Below are 20,899 nucleotides of genomic sequence, written 5' to 3' on the forward strand. Positions count from 1 at the left end.
GCTCGAACGGACCGCCTATTCTCGCGCATCGCGGCGGGGCTTGCCCCGGCCTCCGTACAATGCGCCGCGTGAACGCCTCTCCCGCCATTCCCGCCGACCAGCTGCGCCTGTCCGTCGCCCCGATGATGGATTGGACGGATTCGCACTGCCGCGTGTTCCACCGGCTGCTGGCGCCAAGCGCACGGCTGTATTCGGAAATGGTGCATGCCAACGCGGTGGTGCTGGGCGACCGCGCGCGGCTGCTGGCGATGGACCCGTGCGAACACCCGGTGGCGCTGCAGCTGGGCGGCAGCGAGCCGGCGCTGCTGGCGCAGGCGGCGCGGATCGGCGCCGACTGGGGCTATGACGAGATCAACCTCAACTGCGGCTGCCCGTCCGACCGCGTGCAGGCCGGGCGGTTTGGTGCGTGCCTGATGCGCGAGCCGGCGCTGGTGGCGGACAGCGTGGCGGCGATGATCGCCGCGGTGCCGGACGTGCCGGTGACGGTGAAGTGCCGGCTGGGCGTGGACGACGACCACGAGTGGGAGCGTTTCATCGACTTCATCGACACCATCGCCGAAGCTGGCTGCCGGATGTTCGTGGTGCATGCGCGCAATGCCTGGCTGAAGGGGCTTTCGCCGAAGGAAAACCGCGAGGTGCCGCCGCTGCGCTATGACTGGGCTTACCGGCTCAAGCGCGAACGCCCGCAGCTGCAGGTGGTGGTCAACGGCGGCATCGCCGATGCCGACGAGGCCACCGCGCATCTGCAGCATCTCGATGGCGCGATGCTCGGGCGCGCCGCCTACCACACGCCCTACCTGCTGCATCAGCTCGACGCGCGCTGGTTTGGCGGTGCGCTGCGCACGCGCGGCGAACTGCTGCGCGCGTACCGCCCCTACGTCGAGGCGCAGCTGGCGCGCGGCGTGTTCCTCAAGCACATCACCCGTCACCTGCTGGGCCTGTTCGCCGGCGAGCCCGGCGGGCGCGCGTTCCGGCAGGTATTGAGCGAGGGTGCGCACCGGCCAGGCGCCGACTGGGCGCTGATCGAGCAGGCCTTGTCCCTGACCCAACGCGAGACCCGCCCCACATGATCACCCGCGATCCCGATGCCTTCCTGACGCTGGCCCGTTCCCTGCCGACCGACTTCGGCCCGGCCACCGCGCGCGCCGCCTTCCTGGTCGCGCCCGACGGCTTCCGCCTCGCCGAACAATCGGCGCGCGACAACGCCTACATGGCCGACGCCGCGGCGTTCGACGCCGCCCGTGCCTCGGCCCAGCATCGCGTCCTGCAGTGCGCGGTGTCGGCGGTGCTGCCGACAGTCTGCTTCGCCGGCAGCCCCGACACCCCCGACGCGCTGTTCCCCAACAACGTGTTCGGCGCCGCCGCCGGCCGCAGCATCATCGGCCGCATGCGCCACGAGGTGCGCCAGCGCGAAGCCGCACGCAGCGACATCCGCGCGTTCTTTCGCGATGTGCTGGGCCGGCAGGAGATCGATCTCTCCACCCAGCCGCATGCATGCGAGCTGACCGGCGCGCTGGTGATCGACCGCGCCCGCGGGCTGGGCTTCTGCGGCCTGTCCGAGCGCTGCGACGAAGCCGGAGCAAATCTGATGCACGAGGCTTTCGGCCTGCGCGCCACCCTGCTGTTCGATCTCGCCGCCGGCGAATACCACACCAACGTTGTGCTGGCGGTGCTGGCCGGGCGCGCCGCGGTGGTCTGCCCGGCCGGCTTCGCCGAACCGTCGGTGGCCGCTGCGATTGCCGATCTGTACGCCCCGCACGCGGTGGTCTGCGATGCCGCCGAACACGCCGCGTTCGTCGCCAACTGCATCGCGCTGTCGGCGGACACGGCATGGATGAGCGCGGCGGCGGGCAGGGCGCTGTCGCCGGCGCACCGCGCAACGTTGGCCGAGGCCGGATTCCGGGTCGAAGCGGTGGAACTGGACGCCATCGAGGCGGCCGGCGGATCGTTGCGCTGCTGCATCGGCGAGCTGTTCTGAGCCGGGGCAGGCAAGAGGCTGAACGGCGCGCTATCCTGTTCAGGAAACTTCAGGGCCGATTCACCCCCTGCTTCCAAGAATGGCCCCGTACCTGACATCCAAAGCCAGTCACGCCATGCCCCGCATTCCGACCTTACTGCCCAACCTGTTCGCCGCCGTCCTGCTGACGGCGTCGTCGCTGGCGATGGCCCAGCAGGCGCAGCAGCCGCCACGTGATCGGGAACCGGACCGCGAGCCGCAGCCGCAGTCGCAGCCTCGCGTCAGTCTGTCCGATGCGGTGCGCCGGGTCGAGCGCAACACCCGCGGCGAAGTGCTGTCGGCCGAGCGCGTCCAGTTCGATGGCCGCGACATGCACCGGGTCAAGGTGGTGGACGATCAGGGCCGGGTGCGGGTGTTCATGCAGGATCCTGCCCGTCGCGACCGCCCGTCGCCACGGCCGCCGCGCGACGACGAATAAACGGCCCTTCCGACCCATTCCCAAGGAGTGACCATGCGTATCCTGCTCGTCGAAGACGAAGCCCCGCTCCGTGAAACCCTGGCCGCGCGCCTGAAGCGCGAAGGTTATGCCGTCGATGCCGCGCAGGATGGCGAGGAAGGCCTGTACATGGGCCGCGAGGTGCCGTTCGACGTCGGCATCATCGACCTCGGCCTGCCCAAGATGAGTGGCATGGAGTTGATCCGCGCGCTGCGCGACGAAGGCAAGAAGTTCCCGATGCTGATCCTGACCGCGCGTTCCAGCTGGCAGGACAAGGTCGATGGGCTCAAGCAGGGCGCCGACGACTATCTGGTCAAGCCGTTCCACGTCGAGGAACTGCTGGCGCGGGTCAACGCGCTGGTGCGCCGCGCCGCCGGCTGGAGCAAGCCCACGCTGGAGTGCGGGCCGGTGGTGCTGGATCTGGCCGCGCAGACGGTCAGCGTCAATGGCAGCAACGTCGATCTGACCAGCTACGAATACAAGGTGCTGGAATACCTGATGATGCACGCCGGCGAGCTGGTGTCGAAGGCCGACCTCACCGAGCACATCTACCAGCAGGATTTCGACCGCGATTCGAACGTGCTGGAAGTCTTCATCGGCCGCCTGCGCAAGAAGCTGGATCCGGACGGCGAACTGAAGCCGATCGAGACCGTGCGCGGCCGCGGCTACCGCTTCGCCATCGCGCGCAGCGGCGAGTGACCGCGGCCCCGCGCGCAGGCGGATGACCCCCGCACCCGTCGAGCCCGGCCCGGCCGCGCCGTCGCGCGTGCGGCGCCTGCGCATCGCCCAGCCGCGCTCGCTGCAGTCGCGGCAGCTGTGGGCGGCCAGCCTCGGCGTGATCGCCTTCCTTGCGCTGGCCGGCTACGCGCTCGACCGCGCTTTCCAGAGCACCGCCCAGAGCGGCATGCGCGAGCGCCTGCACAGCTATGCGCTGGCCTATGCCGGCAGCGACTTCGCCCGCGACGGCAGCGTGATTCCGCCGTGGGACCCGCCCGATTCGCGCTTCAAGCGCCCGGGCAGCGGACTGTACGCACAGATCGTGTTGGCCGGCGGGCAGTGGGAGTCGGATTCCGCGCAGGGCCCGCGCCTGCCCGACGGTGCGCTGCTGGATCCGGGCCGACAGGTGTTCGAAGGGCCGCTGCCTTTCACCCGCATCAGCGGCGCGCCGGGCGAGGTCTATCGCTACGGCTACGGGCTTGCCTTCAGCGACGAGGCCGGCGAGCGCGAAATCCCCTACACCGTCTACATCCTCGAAGACACCACCGCGCTGGGGCGGCAGGTATCGGCGTTCCGCGCGGCGCTGTGGTGGTATCTGGGCGGCGCCGGCGCGGTCCTGCTGCTGCTGCAGATGCTGGTGCTGCGCTGGAGCCTGCGCCCGCTGCGCGACGTGATCGACGAACTCAAGCGGGTGCAGGCGGGCGCTGCCGCCGGCATGAGCGAGGCGCATCCGCGCGAATTGGAACCGCTGACCGACAGCATCAACGCCTTCATCCAGAGCGAGCGCGAGAATCTGGAGCGCCAGCGCAATACGCTGGCCGATCTGGCGCACAGCCTGAAGACGCCGCTGGCGGTGCTGCGCTCGCGGCTGGACGCCGACACCGGCGAAGCCGAGCTGCGCAGCGAGGTGGACGCGCAGCTGCGCCGCATGAGCGATCTGGTGGGCTACCAGCTGGCGCGCGCGGCGCGTTCCGGCCACCAGCTGTTCGCGGCGCCGATCGAGGTCGAGCCGCAGGCCGAGCAGATCGTGGTCGGGCTGGAAAAGGTCTACGCCAGCAAGGGCGTGCTGTGCGAATTCGAGATCGCGCCTGAGGCGCGCTTCCACGGCGAAACCGGCGACCTGCAGGAGCTGTTGGGCAACCTGCTGGAGAACGCCTTCAAATGGGCGAAATCGCGCGTGCTGCTGACCGTGGCGGAAGGCCCGCAGGTCGCCGGCCGTCGCGCGGGCCTGCTGATCTCGGTGGAGGACGATGGCCCCGGCATCGCCGAGGACCGCATCGCCTACGTCCTGCAGCGTGGCGTGCGCGGCGACGAGCGCGTGCAGGGCCACGGCATCGGCCTGTCGATCGTGCAGGACATCCTCAGGAGCTATCGCGGCCAGCTGCGCGTGGGGCGCTCACTGGAACTGGGCGGCGCGCGCTTCGAAGCCGAGCTGCCCGGCGGGTTGTAGCCGCCGGACGTCGCCGGATCAGTCGATGCTGATGCCGGCCAGCTTCTGCAGTGCTTCTGCGTACTTTGCGCGGGTTCTGTCGATGACCTCGGCGGGCAGCTTCGGCCCGGGCGCGGTCTTGTTCCAATCCAGCGTCTCCAGATAGTCGCGCACGAACTGCTTGTCGTAGCTGGGCGGGCTGGTGCCCATGGCATAGCCGTCGGCCGGCCAGTAGCGGCTGGAATCGGGGGTCAGCATTTCGTCCATCACGTACAGCTTGCCGTCCTCGTCGGTGCCGAACTCGAACTTGGTGTCGGCCAGGATGATCCCGCGCTGCGCGGCGTAGTCGCGCGCGAACGCATAGATCGCGAGGGTGGCGTCGCGCACCGCCTCGGCCTGTTCGCGGCCGACCAGATTGACCGCGGCGGCGAAATCGATGTTCTCGTCGTGGTCGCCCACCGCTGCCTTGGTGGACGGGGTGAAGATCGGCTCGGCCAGCTGCTGCGCCTGCTGCAGCCCCGCGGGCAGGGCGATGCCGCTGATGGCGCCATGGAGCTGGTAGTCCTTCCAGCCGCTGCCGATGATGTAGCCGCGGGCGATGCATTCCACCGGCACCGGCTTGAGCTTTTTCGTCACCACCGCGCGCTTGGCGTACAGCGCCGCGTCCACGCCCGCTGGCAGCACCGAGGCGACGTCGATCCCGGTCAGGTGGTTGGCGATGATGTGCCGGGTCTTGTCGAACCAGAAATTGCTGATCTGGCAGAGCATCTCGCCCTTGCCGGGGATCGGGTCGGGCAGCACCACGTCGAACGCGCTCAGGCGGTCGCTGGCGACCATCAGCAGATGGCCGTCGCCGAGGTCGAACACGTCGCGGACCTTGCCGCGGTGGACCAGGTTCAGGCCGGGCAGGTCGGACTGGAGCAGGGTGGTGGCCATGGGGATGTGGGCTGCGGTGGGGCGTCTAGTTTAAGGCCGGCGCCGCCCCGCGGCCCTGTAAACTGCGCGGATGCGACGCTGGTACGGACAATTCCTGGGCTTCATCGCCGGCTGGCTGCTGCTGCGCCACCCGGTGGGCGGCCTGCTGGGTTTGCTGGTGGGTTACGCCTTCGACCATGACTGGTTCACGCCGCCGCGGCGCGCGGAAAAGCGCCGGCCGCGCCAGGAGCAGCCGGCCGACAGCACTGGCAACGCCGATGTGGACTGGGCCTACCGGGTGTTCGAGCTGCCGGCTACCGCCAGCGACGCCGAGCTCGACCGCGCCTACCGCCGGCTGATGAGCCAATACCACCCGGACCGCGTGGCCGGTGCCGCCCTCGACCTGCAGAAGCTCGCCGAGACCAAGTCGCGCGAGATCAACGCCGCCTACGACCGCATCCAGAAGCTGAGAAAGAAATGAGCACGCAATCCACTGTCATCGCCCCGTCGATCCTGTCCGCCAATTTCGCCAGGCTGGGCGAGGAAGTGGACAACGTGCTCGCGGCCGGTGCCGACTGGGTGCACTTCGACGTGATGGACAACCATTACGTGCCCAACCTGACCATCGGCCCGCTGGTCTGCGAGGCGCTGCGCAAGCACGGCGTGACCGCGCCGATCGACGTGCACCTGATGGTGGAGCCGGTGGACGGCCTGATCCCGATGTTCGCCGACGCCGGCGCCTCGCATATCAGCTTCCACCCCGAGGCCAGCAAGCACGTCCACCGCAGCGTGCAGCTGATCAAGTCGAAGGGCTGCCAGGCCGGCCTGGTGTTCAACCCGGCCAGCCCGCTGGACGTGCTGGACACCATGCTGGACGAGATCGACTACGTGCTGCTGATGTCGGTCAATCCGGGCTTCGGCGGGCAGTCGTTCATCCCCTCCGCGCTCAAGCAGCTGCGCAGGGTGCGCGCGATGATCGACGCCAGCGGCCGGCCGATCCGGCTGGAGATCGATGGCGGGGTGAAGCCGGACAACATCGGCGAGATCGCGCAGGCAGGCGCCGATACCTTCGTCGCCGGCAGCGCGATCTTCGGCAAGCCGGACTATGCGGCGACGATCGCGGCGATGAAGCAGGCGGTGGTTGCCGCGCGTTGAGCCCGGCGCGGCACGGGCGAAGCCTGGTGTTTTGTCGCCGCCTTGAAACCGGGTGGAACGGCCGCTGTCGCGTCTGCGGCAGCGGCGGAATGATTGGGCGTCCTGCCCTTCCGTCATCCCTGCGATGGCCTCCAATGCTGCCCCTTCGCGGTGACAGGGGCATGACAGAACGTCGTTTGCATGGCGCGCCGGGTTGCGGCTAAAGTTGCCCGATGAACCGGGCGAACCCGTCTTTCGAGCACAGCTGGCGATGGTGGCGTGGCAATGCCGCCCCGTTCGCCTGCACGCATTTTTCGAAGGACGTCCTCCGTGACCACGCACGCCCAGTTCAGCCAGTACGCATCTGACGGCTACACCCTTGTCCCGGTGGTGCGCGAGGTACTGTCCGACCTCGACACCCCGCTGTCCGTCTACCTGAAGCTGGCCGACGGTCCGTATACCTACCTGTTCGAATCGGTGGAAGGCGGCGAACGTTTCGGCCGCTATTCGATCATCGGCCTGCCGGCGCGCCGGGTCTACGAGTTCCGCGGCCACCAGTTGGCGGTTCGCGAACATGGCGAAGTGGTCGAAACCCGCACCGTTGCCGACCCGCTGGCGGAAGTCGAACGTTTGCGCGCCATGCACAAGGTGCCGGAGATCGCCGGCCTGCCCGGCTTCACCGGCGGGCTGGTGGGCTGGTTCGGCTTCGAATGCATCGAGTACATCGAGCCGCGGCTGGCCGCCAATCCGAAACCGGACGAGCTGGGCACGCCGGACATCCTGCTGATGCTCAGCGACGAGCTGGCGGTGTTCGACAACCTCAAGGGGCGGCTGTACCTGATCGTGCACGCCGACCCGCGCCAACCGCAGGCGTGGGCGCGCGCCAACCGCAGGTTGGACGCGCTGGCGCACCGGCTGCGCCACGGCGGCGCGCCGTACCCGGAAACCCTGCAGCCGGCCGCGCTGGACGAGGCCGACTTCGTCAGCGGCTTCACCCGCGAGGGCTTCATCGCTGCAGTGGAACAGGTCCAGGACTACATCCGCGCCGGCGACGCCTTCCAGGTGGTGTTGAGCCAGCGCATGAGCGTGCCGTTCCACGCCCGTCCGGTGGATGTCTACCGCGCGCTGCGCGCGTTGAATCCTTCGCCGTACATGTATTTCCTTGATGTCGGCGGCACCCAGGTGGTGGGCTCGTCGCCGGAAATTTTGGTGCGCCAGCAGCAGGGCAAGGTGACGGTGCGCCCGATTGCCGGCACCCGCCCGCGTGGCGCCACCCCGGAGCAGGACCAGGCGCTGGAAGCCGAACTGCTGGCTGACCCGAAGGAGCGCGCCGAACACCTGATGCTGATCGACCTCGGCCGCAACGACGTCGGCCACGTCGCGCAGGCCGGCAGCGTGGAGGTCGGCGAGCGTTTCGTGATCGAGCGCTACAGCCACGTCATGCACATCGTCAGCGAAGTGACCGGCCGCCTGCAGGAGGGGCTGAGTTACGCCGACGTGCTGCGCGCCACCTTCCCCGCCGGCACCGTGTCCGGCGCGCCCAAGATCCGCGCGCTGGAAATCATCCGCGAACTGGAGCCGGTCAAGCGCAACGTCTATGCCGGCGCGATCGGCTACATCGGCTGGCACGGCGATGCCGACACCGCCATCGCCATCCGCACCGCGGTGATCCAGGACGGCCGCCTGCACGTGCAGGCCGGCGCCGGCATCGTGTTCGATTCCGACCCGCAGAAGGAATGGGACGAAACCATGAACAAGGGCCGCGCGCTGTTCCGCGCGGTGGCGCAGGCGGCGAAGGGGCTTTGACATGCTGCTGATGATCGACAACTACGACAGTTTCACCTTCAACCTCGTGCAGTACCTGCAGGAGCTGGGCGCGGAGGTGCGGGTGGAGCGCAACGACGCGCTCAGCGTGGCGCAGATCGAGGCGCTTGCGCCCGAGCGGATCGTGATTTCGCCGGGGCCGTGCACGCCGAACGAGGCCGGTGTTTCGCTGGAGGTGCTGCGCGAACTGGGCCCGCGCATCCCGGTGTTCGGCGTGTGCCTGGGCTACCAGGCGCTGGGGCAGGTGTACGGCGGCAAGGTGGTGCGCGCGGGGCGGATCATGCACGGCAAGACCTCGCCCATCCACCATCAAGGAAAAGGCGTGTTCACGGGCCTGCCGACGCCGTTCGAGGCCACCCGCTACCACTCGCTGGTGGTGGAAAAAAACAGCGTGCCGGATTGCCTGGAAGTGACTGCCTGGACCGAGAATGACGACGGCAGCGTGGAAGAGCTGATGGGCCTGCGCCACCGCGAACATCCGGTGGAAGGCGTGCAGTTCCATCCCGAATCCATCCTCACCCAGCACGGCCACGCGTTGCTGAAGAATTTCCTGGAGCGTTGACCATGCCCATTACCGCGCAGGAAGCCCTGCAGCGCACCATCGAGCACCGCGAGATCTTCTTCGACGAAATGGTCGACCTGATGCGCCAGATCATGCGCGGCGAAGTCTCGCCGGCGCTGACCTCGGCCATCCTCACCGGCCTGCGCGTCAAGAAGGAAACGGTCGGCGAGATCGCCGGCGCCGCCACCGTGATGCGCGAGTTCGCGCGGCCGGTGGAGGTGGCCGACAAGACCCATCTGGTCGACATCGTCGGCACCGGTGGCGATGGTTCGCACACCTTCAACATCTCCACCTGCGCGATGTTCGTGGTCGCCGCGGCCGGCGCGCGCGTGGCCAAGCACGGCAACCGCAGCGTGTCGTCGAAGTCCGGCAGCGCCGATGCGCTGGAGGCGCTGGGCGCGGTCATCGAGCTGCAGCCGGCGCAGGTGGCGCGCGCGATCGAGGAGGTCGGCATCGGCTTCATGTTCGCGCCGATCCACCACCCGGCGATGAAGGTGGTGGCGCCGGTGCGCCGCGAGATGGGCGTGCGCACGATCTTCAACATCCTCGGCCCGCTGACCAACCCGGTGGGCGCCACCCGCATCCTGATGGGCGTGTTCCATCCCGACCTGGTCGGCATCCAGGCGCGCGTGCTGCACGAGCTGGGTGCCGAGCGCGCGCTGGTGGTGTGGGGCCGCGACAACATGGACGAGATCTCGCTGGGCGCCGGCACGCTGGTAGGCGAACTGCGCGACGGCAAGGTGCGCGAGTACGAGATCCACCCGGAAGACTTCGGCATCGCCATGTCCGCCAGCCGCAACCTGAAGGTGGCCGACCCGGCCGAATCCATCGCCATGCTGCGCGCGGTGCTGGACAATCAGCCCGGCCCGGCCAACGACATCGTTGCGCTCAACGCCGGCGCGGCGTTGTACGTGGCCGGCGTGGCCGACAGCATCGCCGATGGCCTGGCCCGCGCCCGCGCGGCCATCGCCGACGGCAGCGCGCGCGCGCGCATGCAGCAATACGTCGCCACCAGCCGCGCGCTGGCCGCGACGAATTGACGCCACGCACCCCTCCATCCGGAAGCCCGTCCTTGAGCACCATCCTCGACACCATCCTGCGCCGCAAGCATGAAGAAGTGGCCGCCCGCCGCGAACAGGTCTCGCTGTTCGAGCTGAAGACCCGCGCCGCCAGCGCGCCTACGCTGCGCGGCTTTGCCGATGCCGTCGCCGCGAAGATCGCGGCCGGGCAGGCGGCGGTGATCGCCGAGGTGAAGAAGGCCAGCCCGTCGAAGGGCGTGATCCGCGCCGACTTCGATCCGGCCGCGATCGCCCGCAGCTACGAGGCTGGCGGCGCGGCCTGCCTGTCGGTGCTGACCGACGTCGACTTCTTCCAGGGCAGCGACGCCTACCTGCAGCAGGCGCGCGCCGCCTGCGCGCTGCCGGTGCTGCGCAAGGACTTCATCGTCGATGCGTGGCAGCTGTACGAGGCGCGCGTGCTGGGCGCCGACTGCGTGCTGCTGATCGCCGCCGCGCTGGACGATGCGCAGCTGACGGAGTTTGCTTTCATTGCCGCCGAGCTGGGCATGGACGTGCTGCTGGAAGTGCACGACCTGGACGAGCTGGAGCGCGCGTTGCCGGTGCCGGCGCGGCTGCTGGGCATCAACAACCGCAACCTCAAGACCTTCGAGGTGTCGCTGCAGACCACGCTGGATCTCAAGGCGATGGTGCCGTCCGACCGCGTGCTGGTCACCGAGAGCGGCATCCTCGCGCCCGCCGACGTGGCGCTGATGCGCGACGCCGGGGTGCACGCCTTCCTGGTCGGCGAGGCGTTCATGCGCCAGCCCGATCCGGGCGTGGCGCTGCGCGGGCTGTTCGATGGCGGGGCGAGCGCATGAGCCAACGCTATCCGCTGCCGCAGGACGATGCGCCGCTGGTGGTGTTCGACTTCGACCACACCCTCTACGACGGCGACTCCGGCAGCCACCTGTTCAAGTGGCTGATCGAGCGCGACTGGTGGCGGGTGCTGCTGGCGCTGCTGGTCGCGCCGGTCGCCGGGCCGATGGTGGCGTGGATGCCGACGCGCCGCGCCGGCATCTCGGTGTTCGTGTGGGTCGGCAGCCTGGGCGTGCGCGACCGCGCCGCGCTGGATGCGCTGATCGACCGTTACGTCGTCACCCACGCCGAGGAGATCAAGGCGCGGCTGCTGCCGCTGGCGCTGGACGTGTTCCACCAGCACCGCGAGCGCGGCGACAACGTGCTGGTCGCCACCGGCGCGCCGCCGGAGTTGGCGCGGGCGATCCTGGCCTTCGTCGCGCACGAGGACGTGCCGGTGATCGGCACCCTGCTGGGGCCGAAGCTGGGCGGCATGGGCGCGCTGCGGCACTGCCACTTCGCGATGAAGATGACCATGATCCGCGCCGCCGGCTACACCCGGCCGGTGGCCCGCGCCTATTCCGACAGCAGCGCCGACCTGCCGCTGCTGCAGGCGGCGGCGAAGCCGGTGGTGGTGAATCCGAAGGCGCGGCGGGTGGCGATGTTCCGGCGCGTGCTGCCGCCCGGAACGCCGATCCTCAACTGGGGTTGCCCCGGCCGCGCCGGTGATGCTACCGCGTGACCGCGGCGGATGGGTTCAGGCCGAACCCAATGCCTTGACGAAGCGCACCGAGCTGCCGCTGTAGCCGCAGGCCTGGTAGAACGCGTGCGCCTCGGTGCGCTGCGCGCCCGAGGTCAGCTCGATGCGCGCGGCGCCGCCGGCGCGAGCGCGGCGCTCGGCCTCCTTCAGCAGGTGCCGGCCGATGCCCATGCCCTGCGCGCTGGTGGTCACCACCAGCGCGGTGACGCGACAGGTGGTGGTGCCCAGCGGCAGGTAGTACATGAAATCCAGTGCCATCAGCCCGCACACCGCACCGTTGCGGCGCGCCAGCACCAGCGCCTGGCGATCGTTCGCAAGGATCGCGCTGACCCGCTCGGAAGCGTCGGCCAGGTCGCAGGGATAGCCCAGCTCGGCCAGCAGATGGGCGACGTCGTCGGCGTCGGCCGGCACCGCGTTGCGCAGATCCACGTCCAGGGCCTGGTGGCCGGGGGAGAATGCGTGGCTCATGCGCGGACTGCTCCTTGGTTCTAGCGGGGTGCTAGCGGGTGCCGTAGACCACCACGGTCTTGCCGCGGGCGTGCAGCTTGCCGTCGGCCTGCAGTTTCTTCAGCACGCGCCCGGCCATCTCGCGCGAGCAGCCCACCAACCGCGCCAACTCCTGCCGCGACACCCGCAGCTGGGTGCCCAGCGGATGGGTCATCGCCTCCGGTTCCCGCGACAGGTCGAACAGGGTGCGGTAGATGCGGTCGGTCACGTCCAGGAAGGCCAGCCGGCCAGCCTTGCGGCTGGTGTCCCGCAGGCGCTGGCTGATCTGCGCGCCGATCGAGTACAGCAGGCGGGTGGCATCGTTGGCCTGCACCACCAGCAGCGATTGCAGGCGCTCGTAGCTGATTTCCGCCAACTCGCAGGGCGTGCGCGTGCGCAGCGCGACCGCGCGATGTTCGGTTTCCACGAACAGGCCCATCTCGCCCACGAATTCGCCGGCGCCGACATAGCCCAGCACCAGCTCGCGGTCGTCGTCCTCGCGGGTGGTGATGCTGACCGAGCCTGAAATGATGTAGTAGAGCGTGCTCGCCGGATCGCCCGGATGGAACACCTCGCTGCGCGCCGGATACTTGCGGCGGTGGCAGCTGGCGATGAAGCGCTCGATCGTCTCGGCGTCGGCACCCAGCGAGTTGAATGCGCGGGGCGTGGCGATTTTGGGGGCTTTGCTGCTCATTCAGTTGCACATTCTGGAATGCCCCAGCTTAGGCCGAACCGTGACGGCGGGCAAACTATCGGCCTGCGGGCGGCCGCTGCCCGGCCCGGCCCGGCCCGAGCGGGCAGCCGGGCCGGGGGGGCTTGCACGCGCGGTTGCGCGCTTTGCCGCATAATCGCCGGCCTGTCCCGTTTCCGTTGGATGCCAACCGCCGTGGTCAAACCGCTGCCGCGCCTGAAGCTGCAAGGCTTCAACAACCTCACCAAGTCGCTTAGCTTCAACATCTACGACGTGTGCTACGCGGCGTCGGAAGACGAGCGCAGGCGCTACATCGAGTACATCGACGAGGAATACAACGCCGACCGCCTGACCCAGATTCTCACCGACGTGGCGGAGATCATCGGCGCGAACATCCTCAACATCGCGCGCCAGGACTACGACCCGCAGGGCGCGTCGGTCACGATCCTGATTTCCGAACAGCCGGTGATCGACAAGGCCGATGCCAAGGGCGTGATCTCCGATGCGGTGGTCGCCCACCTCGACAAGTCGCACATCACCGTGCACACCTATCCGGAGACCCACCCGGACAACGGCATCGCCACGTTCCGCGCCGACATCGACGTGTCGACCTGCGGCGTGATCTCGCCGCTGAAGGCGCTGAACTACCTGATCGAGAGCTTCGAATCGGACATCGTGTCGATGGACTACCGGGTGCGCGGCTTCACCCGCGACATCAAGGGCCGCAAGCACTACATCGACCACAAGATCAATTCGATCCAAGACTACCTGGCCAAGAACGTCATCGGGCGCTACGAGATGCTCGACGTCAACGTCTACCAGGAGAACATCTTCCACACCAAGATGCACCTGAAGGAGTTCGACCTCGACCAGTACCTGTTCGAGGAGAAGGCGCGCAACCTGTCGTTCAAGGAGCGCATGAAGATCGAGGCCCGGCTCAAGCGCGAGATCGAAGAGCTCTACCACGGGCGCAATTTGGTCGATTGACCCGCCGTACCGCATCGTGGAACGGAAGAAGCCGGCGCAAGCCGGCTTCTTCGTGGCCGGGCTCAGCCGAAGCCGGGCCTGGCCGACATGCCGAGGGCGCCGGCGACCAGCTGCATCGCCTCCTCGTCGCGCTCGTGGGTGATCCAGCCGGCGAGGGTGGCTTCGCCGGTTTCCACCGTCCACAGGCTGTAGTGGCGTTCGCGCAGCTGGGTGAAGGCGGCCTGCAGCAACACGCTGGTGTCCGGTAGTTCGGTGGCGTCGTCGTCCACGTCCCAGTCGATCCGCAGCCGCCAGCGCGCGACCAGTTCGTCCAGTGCCTCCATCAGCCCCTGCGCATCGTGTTCCTGCACATGGAAGCCGGCCTGCCAGTCGATCACGTCGCGCAGCAGCGCGCCCGGGTCGGCGCCGTCGCCCGCATCGTCCAGCGCCAGCCTGAAGGCCGCGAACTGCTGCAGGGCCGCGCCCTCGTCGTCCGGATTGACCAGCAGCAGGAATTGCCAGGCCACCGTTTCCAGCGCGTCATCCTCATCCACGTCGGCCTGGGCGTGGAAGGCATGGCCGAAGTTGTCGTCGGGATCGTATTCGTGGCTGACCATCGCGCCTTCCTGTGTGCGTCCGGTGCGCAGCATACGTCGCGCCGGCAGGCCCGCGGCGGGGTGCCCGTAGAATGGGGCCCTTCCACACCGGCCGAGTGGCCCGAGGACGTGCCATGGCCGCCAACGCCATCATCTACAAGGCCGAGTTGCAGGTCACCGACCTTGACCGCCATTACTACGCCAGCCACGCGCTGACGCTGGCCCAGCACCCGTCGGAAACCGAGGCGCGCCTGCTGGTGCGGCTGCTGGCGTTCGCGCTGCATGCCGACGAGCGCCTGGAGTTCGGCCGCGGGCTCAGTGACGAGGACGAGCCCGCACTGTGGCGGCGCGACTACACCGGCGACATCCTGCAGTGGATCGAGCTGGGCCAGCCGGACGAGAGCCGCCTGCGCAAGGCCAGCGGTCGCGCGGCGCAGGTGGTGGTGGTCGGTTATGGCGGGCAGGCGGCCGAGGCCTGGTGGAAGCGCAATGCGCCGGTGCTGGCCCGGCTGCGCAACCTCACCGTGATGGAGTTGGATGACGAGGCGGTGGCGGCGGCGACCACGTTCCTCGAGCGCGGAATGCGGGTCACCGCGATGATCCAGGACGGCGAGCTGCAGTTGATGGATGCCGCCCGCAGCATTTCGATGCGTCCCCGCACGCGCATGCTGGACGGGGTTGTGCAGCCGGACTGAGGCGCGCCAGCGGCTTGTCTGCGAGATGGCGGCTCAGAGCCGGTAGGCCACCGTCTTCATCACCGACGACATCGTCGCCATCAGGGTCGGAATCGGCGCCGGCAGGATGCGCGCGCCGGCCGCCAGCGCGTGGTCGGCATGGCGCGCCTCGTCGTCCTTCATCACCGCCAGGATCGCGCGGCTTCGCGCATCGGTGGCCGGCAGGGTGTGCAGGTGTTCCGCCAGGTGCGCCTCCACCTGGCGCTCGGTTTCGACCACGAAGCCCAGGTTCCAGCCATCGCCGCGCAGCCCCGCCGCTGCGCCGATCGCCCAGCTGCCCGCATACCACAGCGGGTTGATCAGGCTGGGCCGGCTGTGCAGCTCGCGCAGGCGCTCGGCGCACCAGGCCAGGTGGTCGGTTTCCTCCTGCGCCGCCTCCAGCAGGTGGGCGCGGGTGGCGGGATCGCGTGCGACCGCCGCCTGCCCGATGTACAGCGCCTGCGCGCAGACCTCGCCGGTATGGTTGATCCGCATCAGGCCGGCGGCATGGCGGCGCTCGTCGGCGTCCAGTGCGGCTTCGGGCGCATCGGCGCCCGGGTTGCCGCGCTGCGCGCGCGGCGTGCCCAGCAGGGTGGCAAGGGCGTTCTGGGTGGAATCAAGCAGCCGGTCCAGCCGGCCCAGGTTGCGTAGCGTTTCCATCCGCGCATTCTAGGCCCCGTCCCGGCCGTGCTGGCGGCAGCTTGCCTGCAGGCGGGGCGGCGTGTATGATTCCGCTTCTTTCGCGCCCGGGCATGCCCCGCCGGTACGGAATACAACGCGAGGTGAAGTTCCGCGAACCGGAACCAGCCCGACCAGGTACCCCTGAAAAAGAGTTCCCAATGAAGACTTTCATCGCCAAGAACGAGACCGTCCAGCGCGACTGGTACGTCGTCGACGCCGAGGGCAAGACCCTGGGCCGTCTGGCCGCAGCACTGGCCTATCGCCTGCGCGGCAAGCACAAGCCCGTTTTCACCCCGCACGTCGACACCGGCGACTATCTGGTCGTGATCAACGCCGACAAGATCGTGGTGACCGGCAACAAGCTGCGCGACAAGATGTACCACCGGTTCACCGGTTACATCGGCAACCTGAAGACGGAGTCGCTGGGCCAGGCGCTGGAGCGCCACCCGGAGCGCGTCATCGAAACCGCGGTCAAGGGCATGCTGCCGAAGGGCCCGCTGGGCCGCGCCATGTACCGCAAGCTCAAGGTCTACGCCGGCGCCGAGCATCCGCACGCCGCCCAGCAGCCGCAGCCGCTCGAACTCTAAGGCACGATCATCATGGCTATCACCCAGAATTACGGCACCGGCCGCCGCAAGTCCTCCACCGCCCGCGTGTTCCTGCGCAAGGGCAGCGGCAACATCACCGTCAACGACCGTCCGCTGGACGAGTTCTTCGGCCGCGAGACCGCGCGCATGATCGTGCGCCAGCCGCTCGAGCTGACCAAGAACACCGAAAGCTTCGACATCCTGGTCACCACCACTGGTGGCGGCACCACCGGCCAGGCCGGTGCGATCCGCCTGGGCATCGCCCGTGCGCTGGTGGAGTACGACGAAACCCTGAAGACCGAGCTGCGCAAGGCCGGCTTCATGACCCGTGACGCCCGCGAAGTCGAGCGCAAGAAGGTCGGCCTGCACAAGGCCCGTCGCGCCACCCAGTTCTCCAAGCGCTGATCCTGGCGTGCGTGGCGCCGGTTCGCCGGCGCCGCGGCGTGTTCCACTTCACGCCGAACGCGGTACAATTTGCTCCATAGCCCCGTCGCCAAGCGGTAAGGCACCTGACTCTGACTCAGGCATTCGGTGGTTCGAATCCATCCGGGGCTGCCACATTCGAAGTCGCGATACCGACAGAACCCGCCGCAAGGCGGGTTCTGTTTTTGCGTGCGGGCCACGGTGAGACAATCGCATTTTCCGCCCGGAACCTCGTCATGCCGCAAGTCGCCCATTTCGCCCCGCCAGCGGTGCCGCCGTCGTCGCTGGACGGGGCGCTGCGCCAGCGCGGCTACGTGGTGCTGGACGCGTCCGGTGTGGCGGCGCTCGCCGGTGTGGAACCGGCGGCATTGCAGGCGCTGGCGCTCAGCTGGAACGACCTGCGCCGCGACGAGTACCTGAAGGACGGTGGACGCTATCGCCAGCGCCGCCATGCCTGCTTCGTCGCGGAAGGCGACGCGCTGCGGCAGGTACCGCACCGCATGCACTGGCAGCCGGTGGAATACAACGCGCTGCACGGTGGCATGGAGCGCTGGTTCGAGCCGGTGGCGCCGGCGACGGTGGCACAGCCGGCCTGGCCGGCGCTGATCCTCGCGCTGGCCCGCGCCTGTTCGCGCCAGCGGCCAGAGGTCGCGCGTTGGCACGTGGAAGCGCACCAGTTCCGCATCGACACCAGCGATGGCCTCGGTCGGCCCACGCCGGAGGGCGCACATCGTGATGGGGTCGATTTCGTGGCAGTGCTGCTGGTGGCACGAGAGGCGATCAAGGGTGGTGAAACCCGCGTGTTCTCCGCGAACGGCCCGGATGGACAGCGTTTCACCCTCGATGAACCATGGTCGCTGCTGCTGATGGACGATGCCCGCGTCATCCACGAATCCACCCCGATCCAGCCCGTGGATGGCGGCGATGGGCATCGCGACACCCTCGTGCTGACCTATCGCGCGGCGGGATTCCAGGGCGACGATTGACGCTGATCCCGAGAGGATCAAGCGGCGCCGTTCGTGCTGGGTGTGTCTGGCGGCAATGGCGTGACGGGCCCCGGTGTGGACGCCAGCGGGGCAGCCGCGCAGCATGCGAGGGACGGGTGGCGTGCGCCGCCGCGTACACCGCGCCGCGTATCGTTACAATTGCAACAATCACGAAATCGCAGATACCGAGGTCGCAATGAAACTAGGCTCTCTCAAGGAAGGCGGGCGCGATGGCACCCTGATCGTGGTGTCGCGTGACCTGGCCCGCGCGGTGCGCGCCACCGGCATCGCGCCGACCCTGCAGCTGGCGCTGGAAGACTGGCAGAACGCCGCGCCGCGCCTGAACGCGCTGTCCGACGACCTCAACGCGGGCAGCGCCGAAGGCGCGTTCGACCTTGACGTGCACGCGCTGGCCGCGCCCTTGCCGCGCGCCTACGAATTCGTCGATGGCAGCGCCTACCTGCCGCATGTGGAGCGCGTGCGCCGCGCCCGCGGGGCGGAGGTGCCCGAGAGCTTCTACGTCGATCCGCTGATGTACCAGGGCGTCAGCGCCGGCTTCCTGGGCCCGCGTGACCCGGTCAAGGTGGTCAGCGAGGACTACGGCATCGACCTCGAGGCCGAGGTGGTGGTCATCACCGACGATGTGCCGATGGCGGTCACGCCGGAGCAGGCCCTTGGCCACATCCAGCTGGTCGGCATCATCAACGACGTCTCGCTGCGCAACCTGATCCCGGCGGAACTGGCCAAGGGTTTCGGCTTCCTGCAGTCCAAACCTCGCAGCGCGCTGGGGCCGGTGTTCGTGACTCCGGACGAACTCGGCGAGGCCTGGCAGGGCAGCAAGCTGCACCTGCCGATGCTCACCCATGTCAACGGCGAGTGGTTCGGCGCGCCTGAAGCCGGCGTCGACATGCAGTTCGATTTCGCCCAGCTGGTGGCGCACGCGGCCAAGACCCGCCCGCTGTCGGCCGGCACCATCGTCGGTTCGGGCACGGTGGCCAACGAGGACACCGCGCTGGGCGCGTCCTGTTTCGCCGAGCGGCGCACCGTGGAAACCCTGCGCGACGGCAAGCCCAGCACCCCGTTCATGTCGTTCGGCGACAGCGTCCGCATCGAGGTGCTGGATCGCGAGGGCGGCAGCATCTTCGGTGCCATCGAGCAGCGCATCGAACGCCAGCCGTTGCCCTGAGCCGCGCGGGCGGACGGCCGAATTGGCGGCACCAGCGGTCTTGCACCGGGACGCCGCCGCGCTAAGGTGGCGGGCATGAGCGAACCGCTGCAGCTGTATTCCTACTGGCGTTCCAGCGCCGCGTACCGCGTGCGCATCGGCCTGAACTTGAAGGGCCTGCCCTACGAGATCGTGCCGGTGCATCTGGTGCAGGACGGCGGCCAGCAGCATTCCGAGGCTTACCGGGCGATCAACCCGCAGGAACTTGTGCCCACCCTCGGCCACGGCCAGCGCCGGCTGGGGCAGTCGTTGGCGATCCTGGAATACCTCGATGAAGTCTGGCCGGACCGGCCGCTGCTGCCGGCCACCGCACGGGCGCGCCAGCGCGTGCGTGCGCTGGCGCTGCTGGTGGCCTGCGACGTGCACCCGCTCAACAACCTGCGCGTGCTGCAGTATTTCGAGCGCGAATGGAACGTGCCGCAGCCCGAGCGTGATGCCTGGGTGAAGCACTGGATCACCGACGGATTCGCCGCCGCCGAGGCGCTGCTGGCGGAACATCCGTCAACCGGCGATTTCTGTGAGGGCGAAACGGCGACGCTGGCGGACTGCTGCCTGATCCCGCAGATCTACAACGCGCGCCGTTTCGGCGTGGACATGGCGGCCTATCCCACGCTCGCCCGGATCGAGGCTTCCTGCCTGGCGCTGCCGGCGTTCGACGCGGCGCGGCCGGAGAACCAGCCGGACGCACCCGCCGCAAGATAGCGGCGGGGCGGGCGGCGCGCCGCCCGGCTCAGTGCGCCGCGAACACGTCCGCGTAAGGGTCGTGCTCGCCGCTGGCGCCTTCCGACAGGCGGAACTTGAGGGCCAGGCCGTCGCGGGAATCGGCCGCCTTCAGCGCCTCCTCCAGTTCGATCCGGCCTTCCTTGTGCAGGCGGAACAGGCACTGGTCGAAGCTTTGCATGCCGTCCTGCAACGACTCCTCCATCGCGGTCTTGATCTCGTGGACCTGGCCGCGGCGCAGCAGGTCGCGGATCATCGGGGTGTTGATCAGCACCTCGGTGGCCGGCATGCGGCGACCGTCGGTGCCCAGCACCAGGCGCTGGCTGATCACCGCCTTGAGGTTCAGCGCCAGGTTCATCAGCACGTTCTTGTGCGCACCCTCGGGGAAGAAGTTGAGGATGCGCTCGATGGTCTGGTCGGCGTTGTTGGAGTGCAGCGTGGCCAGGCAGATGTGGCCGGTTTCGGCGAAGGCGATCGCCGCCTCCATCGTCTGCGCGTCGCGGATTTCGCCGATCAGGATCACGTCCGGCGCCTCGCGCATCGCGTTCTTCAGCGCGGCCTGGAAGCTGTGCGTGTCGAGCCCGACCTCGCGCTGGTTGACCACCGAGAGCTTGTGCCGGTGCAGGTACTCGATCGGGTCCTCGATGGTGAGGATGTGGCCGGTGCTGGTGCTGTTGCGATGGTCGATCATCGACGCCAGCGTGGTGGACTTGCCGGACCCGGTGGAACCGACGATCAGCACCAGCCCGCGCGGGGCCATGATGATGTCCTTCAGCACGGTCGGCAGCTGCAGCTCTTCGATGCTGGGGATGATGCTGCGGATGGTGCGGATCACCATGCCCACTTCGCCGCGCTGCTGGAATACGTTGACGCGGAAGCGGCCGCTGCCGGGCACCGAGATCGCCATGTTGAGCTCTTTTTCGCGCTCGAACTCGACGATCTGGGTAGCGTCCATCAGCCCGTAGGCGATGTCGCGGCATTCGCCGGCGGTGAGCGGCGTATCGCTCATCGGCTGGACCATGCCTTCGATCTTGATGTTCACCGGCGCGCCGGTGGACAGGAACATGTCCGAGGCGCCCTTCTCCGCCATCAGTTTGAAATAATGGCTGATATCCATGAGGCTCCCTTGCTGCGCGCCCGCCGGGTTTGCATCGCCGGCGATGGCTTCCCACAATGGT

At 68.6% G+C, this 20,899-nt stretch carries 25 protein-coding genes and 1 tRNA gene; 20 read left to right on the forward strand and 6 right to left on the reverse strand.

Features of this window, described 5'->3' with window-relative positions; genetic code table 11:
- The first annotated feature begins 68 nt into the window (after positions 1 to 68).
- From dusA to G582_RS0106195, 5 genes are all read left to right on the forward strand, one after another.
- On the forward strand, positions 69 to 1,070 hold the full coding sequence (gene dusA, locus G582_RS0106175) for a tRNA dihydrouridine(20/20a) synthase DusA (RefSeq protein WP_028839091.1): 1,002 nt from the start codon (positions 69 to 71) through the stop codon (positions 1,068 to 1,070).
- Positions 1,067 to 1,978, forward strand: coding sequence for an arginine deiminase-related protein (locus G582_RS0106180; RefSeq protein WP_028839092.1), 912 nt, complete (start codon positions 1,067 to 1,069; stop codon positions 1,976 to 1,978). Before dusA ends, G582_RS0106180 begins: the two co-directional genes overlap by 4 nt.
- A gap of 115 nt (positions 1,979 to 2,093) precedes the next feature.
- The gene (locus tag G582_RS0106185; RefSeq protein WP_051246841.1) at positions 2,094 to 2,435 is read left to right on the forward strand and encodes a PepSY domain-containing protein; all 342 of its coding nucleotides are present in this window, start codon (positions 2,094 to 2,096) and stop codon (positions 2,433 to 2,435) included.
- Between the two features lie 33 nt (positions 2,436 to 2,468).
- Positions 2,469 to 3,152, forward strand: a complete 684-nt coding sequence (locus G582_RS0106190) for a response regulator transcription factor (protein ID WP_028839094.1) — start codon at positions 2,469 to 2,471, stop codon at positions 3,150 to 3,152.
- A 22-nt stretch (positions 3,153 to 3,174) separates the two neighbouring features.
- Positions 3,175 to 4,620, forward strand: a complete 1,446-nt coding sequence (locus G582_RS0106195) for an ATP-binding protein (RefSeq protein WP_083961023.1) — start codon at positions 3,175 to 3,177, stop codon at positions 4,618 to 4,620.
- An 18-nt stretch (positions 4,621 to 4,638) separates the two neighbouring features.
- On the opposite strand, the gene G582_RS0106200 is transcribed toward G582_RS0106195, so the two are convergent.
- Entirely contained in the window at positions 4,639 to 5,535 is an 897-nt protein-coding gene (locus G582_RS0106200) for a phosphoribosylaminoimidazolesuccinocarboxamide synthase (protein ID WP_028839096.1), read from the reverse strand.
- A gap of 70 nt (positions 5,536 to 5,605) precedes the next feature.
- Here G582_RS0106200 and G582_RS0106205 point away from each other — a divergent pair, with 70 nt between their 5' ends.
- From G582_RS0106205 to G582_RS0106235, 7 genes are all read left to right on the forward strand, one after another.
- The gene (locus tag G582_RS0106205) at positions 5,606 to 5,995 is read left to right on the forward strand and encodes a J domain-containing protein (protein ID WP_028839097.1); all 390 of its coding nucleotides are present in this window, start codon (positions 5,606 to 5,608) and stop codon (positions 5,993 to 5,995) included.
- The gene (gene rpe, locus G582_RS0106210) at positions 5,992 to 6,669 is read left to right on the forward strand and encodes a ribulose-phosphate 3-epimerase (RefSeq protein ID WP_028839098.1); all 678 of its coding nucleotides are present in this window, start codon (positions 5,992 to 5,994) and stop codon (positions 6,667 to 6,669) included. The genes G582_RS0106205 and rpe overlap by 4 nt, the downstream gene beginning before the upstream one ends.
- 309 nt (positions 6,670 to 6,978) lie before the next feature.
- The gene (gene trpE / locus G582_RS0106215) at positions 6,979 to 8,454 is read left to right on the forward strand and encodes an anthranilate synthase component I (RefSeq protein ID WP_028839099.1); all 1,476 of its coding nucleotides are present in this window, start codon (positions 6,979 to 6,981) and stop codon (positions 8,452 to 8,454) included.
- A 1-nt stretch (position 8,455) separates the two neighbouring features.
- Entirely contained in the window at positions 8,456 to 9,034 is a 579-nt protein-coding gene (locus G582_RS0106220) for an anthranilate synthase component II (protein WP_028839100.1), read from the forward strand.
- Positions 9,035 to 9,036: 2 nt separating this feature from the next.
- A complete protein-coding gene (gene trpD, locus G582_RS0106225) occupies positions 9,037 to 10,074 on the forward strand; it encodes an anthranilate phosphoribosyltransferase (RefSeq protein ID WP_028839101.1) in 1,038 nt (345 codons plus the stop codon).
- Between the two features lie 32 nt (positions 10,075 to 10,106).
- A complete protein-coding gene (gene trpC / locus G582_RS0106230; protein ID WP_028839102.1) occupies positions 10,107 to 10,910 on the forward strand; it encodes an indole-3-glycerol phosphate synthase TrpC in 804 nt (267 codons plus the stop codon).
- Positions 10,907 to 11,629, forward strand: a complete 723-nt coding sequence (locus G582_RS0106235) for a haloacid dehalogenase-like hydrolase (protein WP_028839103.1) — start codon at positions 10,907 to 10,909, stop codon at positions 11,627 to 11,629. The genes trpC and G582_RS0106235 overlap by 4 nt, the downstream gene beginning before the upstream one ends.
- Before the next feature lie 15 nt (positions 11,630 to 11,644).
- Here G582_RS0106235 and G582_RS0106240 read toward each other — a convergent pair whose 3' ends face one another.
- Positions 11,645 to 12,115, reverse strand: a complete 471-nt coding sequence (locus G582_RS0106240; RefSeq protein WP_051246845.1) for a GNAT family N-acetyltransferase — start codon at positions 12,113 to 12,115, stop codon at positions 11,645 to 11,647.
- Positions 12,116 to 12,146: 31 nt separating this feature from the next.
- The gene (gene crp, locus G582_RS0106245; protein ID WP_051246849.1) at positions 12,147 to 12,827 is read right to left on the reverse strand and encodes a cAMP-activated global transcriptional regulator CRP; all 681 of its coding nucleotides are present in this window, start codon (positions 12,825 to 12,827) and stop codon (positions 12,147 to 12,149) included.
- 192 nt (positions 12,828 to 13,019) lie between these two features.
- On the opposite strand from crp, the gene speD reads away from it, so the two are divergent.
- A complete protein-coding gene (speD, locus tag G582_RS0106250) occupies positions 13,020 to 13,811 on the forward strand; it encodes an adenosylmethionine decarboxylase (protein WP_028839106.1) in 792 nt (263 codons plus the stop codon).
- 62 nt (positions 13,812 to 13,873) lie between these two features.
- Here the strand turns inward: speD and G582_RS0106255 are convergent, their stop codons facing one another.
- Entirely contained in the window at positions 13,874 to 14,440 is a 567-nt protein-coding gene (locus G582_RS0106255) for a DUF6630 family protein (RefSeq protein WP_248642702.1), read from the reverse strand.
- Between the two features lie 80 nt (positions 14,441 to 14,520).
- On the opposite strand from G582_RS0106255, the gene G582_RS0106260 reads away from it, so the two are divergent.
- The gene (locus tag G582_RS0106260) at positions 14,521 to 15,081 is read left to right on the forward strand and encodes a YaeQ family protein (protein WP_028839108.1); all 561 of its coding nucleotides are present in this window, start codon (positions 14,521 to 14,523) and stop codon (positions 15,079 to 15,081) included.
- Positions 15,082 to 15,114: 33 nt separating this feature from the next.
- On the opposite strand, the gene coq7 is transcribed toward G582_RS0106260, so the two are convergent.
- Positions 15,115 to 15,759 carry a 2-polyprenyl-3-methyl-6-methoxy-1,4-benzoquinone monooxygenase gene (coq7, locus tag G582_RS0106265; protein WP_028839109.1) on the reverse strand — a complete coding sequence of 215 codons (645 nt, stop codon included), beginning with the start codon at positions 15,757 to 15,759 and terminating at the stop codon, positions 15,115 to 15,117.
- A gap of 179 nt (positions 15,760 to 15,938) precedes the next feature.
- On the opposite strand from coq7, the gene rplM reads away from it, so the two are divergent.
- From rplM to maiA, 6 genes are all read left to right on the forward strand, one after another.
- The gene (rplM, locus tag G582_RS0106270) at positions 15,939 to 16,367 is read left to right on the forward strand and encodes a 50S ribosomal protein L13 (RefSeq protein ID WP_028839110.1); all 429 of its coding nucleotides are present in this window, start codon (positions 15,939 to 15,941) and stop codon (positions 16,365 to 16,367) included.
- Between the two features lie 12 nt (positions 16,368 to 16,379).
- Positions 16,380 to 16,772, forward strand: coding sequence for a 30S ribosomal protein S9 (rpsI, locus tag G582_RS0106275; protein ID WP_028839111.1), 393 nt, complete (start codon positions 16,380 to 16,382; stop codon positions 16,770 to 16,772).
- Between the two features lie 78 nt (positions 16,773 to 16,850).
- Positions 16,851 to 16,925, forward strand: a tRNA-Gln gene (locus G582_RS0106280).
- A 101-nt stretch (positions 16,926 to 17,026) separates the two neighbouring features.
- Positions 17,027 to 17,776 carry a 2OG-Fe dioxygenase family protein gene (locus G582_RS0106285; RefSeq protein ID WP_038053154.1) on the forward strand — a complete coding sequence of 250 codons (750 nt, stop codon included), beginning with the start codon at positions 17,027 to 17,029 and terminating at the stop codon, positions 17,774 to 17,776.
- Between the two features lie 196 nt (positions 17,777 to 17,972).
- Entirely contained in the window at positions 17,973 to 18,962 is a 990-nt protein-coding gene (locus G582_RS0106290; RefSeq protein WP_028839113.1) for a fumarylacetoacetate hydrolase family protein, read from the forward strand.
- Positions 18,963 to 19,037: 75 nt separating this feature from the next.
- Positions 19,038 to 19,703, forward strand: a complete 666-nt coding sequence (gene maiA, locus G582_RS0106295) for a maleylacetoacetate isomerase (protein WP_028839114.1) — start codon at positions 19,038 to 19,040, stop codon at positions 19,701 to 19,703.
- Positions 19,704 to 19,731: 28 nt separating this feature from the next.
- Here maiA and G582_RS0106300 read toward each other — a convergent pair whose 3' ends face one another.
- Positions 19,732 to 20,838: a PilT/PilU family type 4a pilus ATPase gene (locus G582_RS0106300; RefSeq protein WP_028839115.1), complete on the reverse strand. Its 1,107-nt coding sequence runs from the start codon at positions 20,836 to 20,838 to the stop codon at positions 19,732 to 19,734.
- Between the last annotated feature and the right edge of the window lie 61 nt (positions 20,839 to 20,899).

Source organism: Thermomonas fusca DSM 15424 (genome assembly GCF_000423885.1).
Classification (GTDB): Bacteria; Pseudomonadota; Gammaproteobacteria; order Xanthomonadales; family Xanthomonadaceae; genus Thermomonas; species Thermomonas fusca.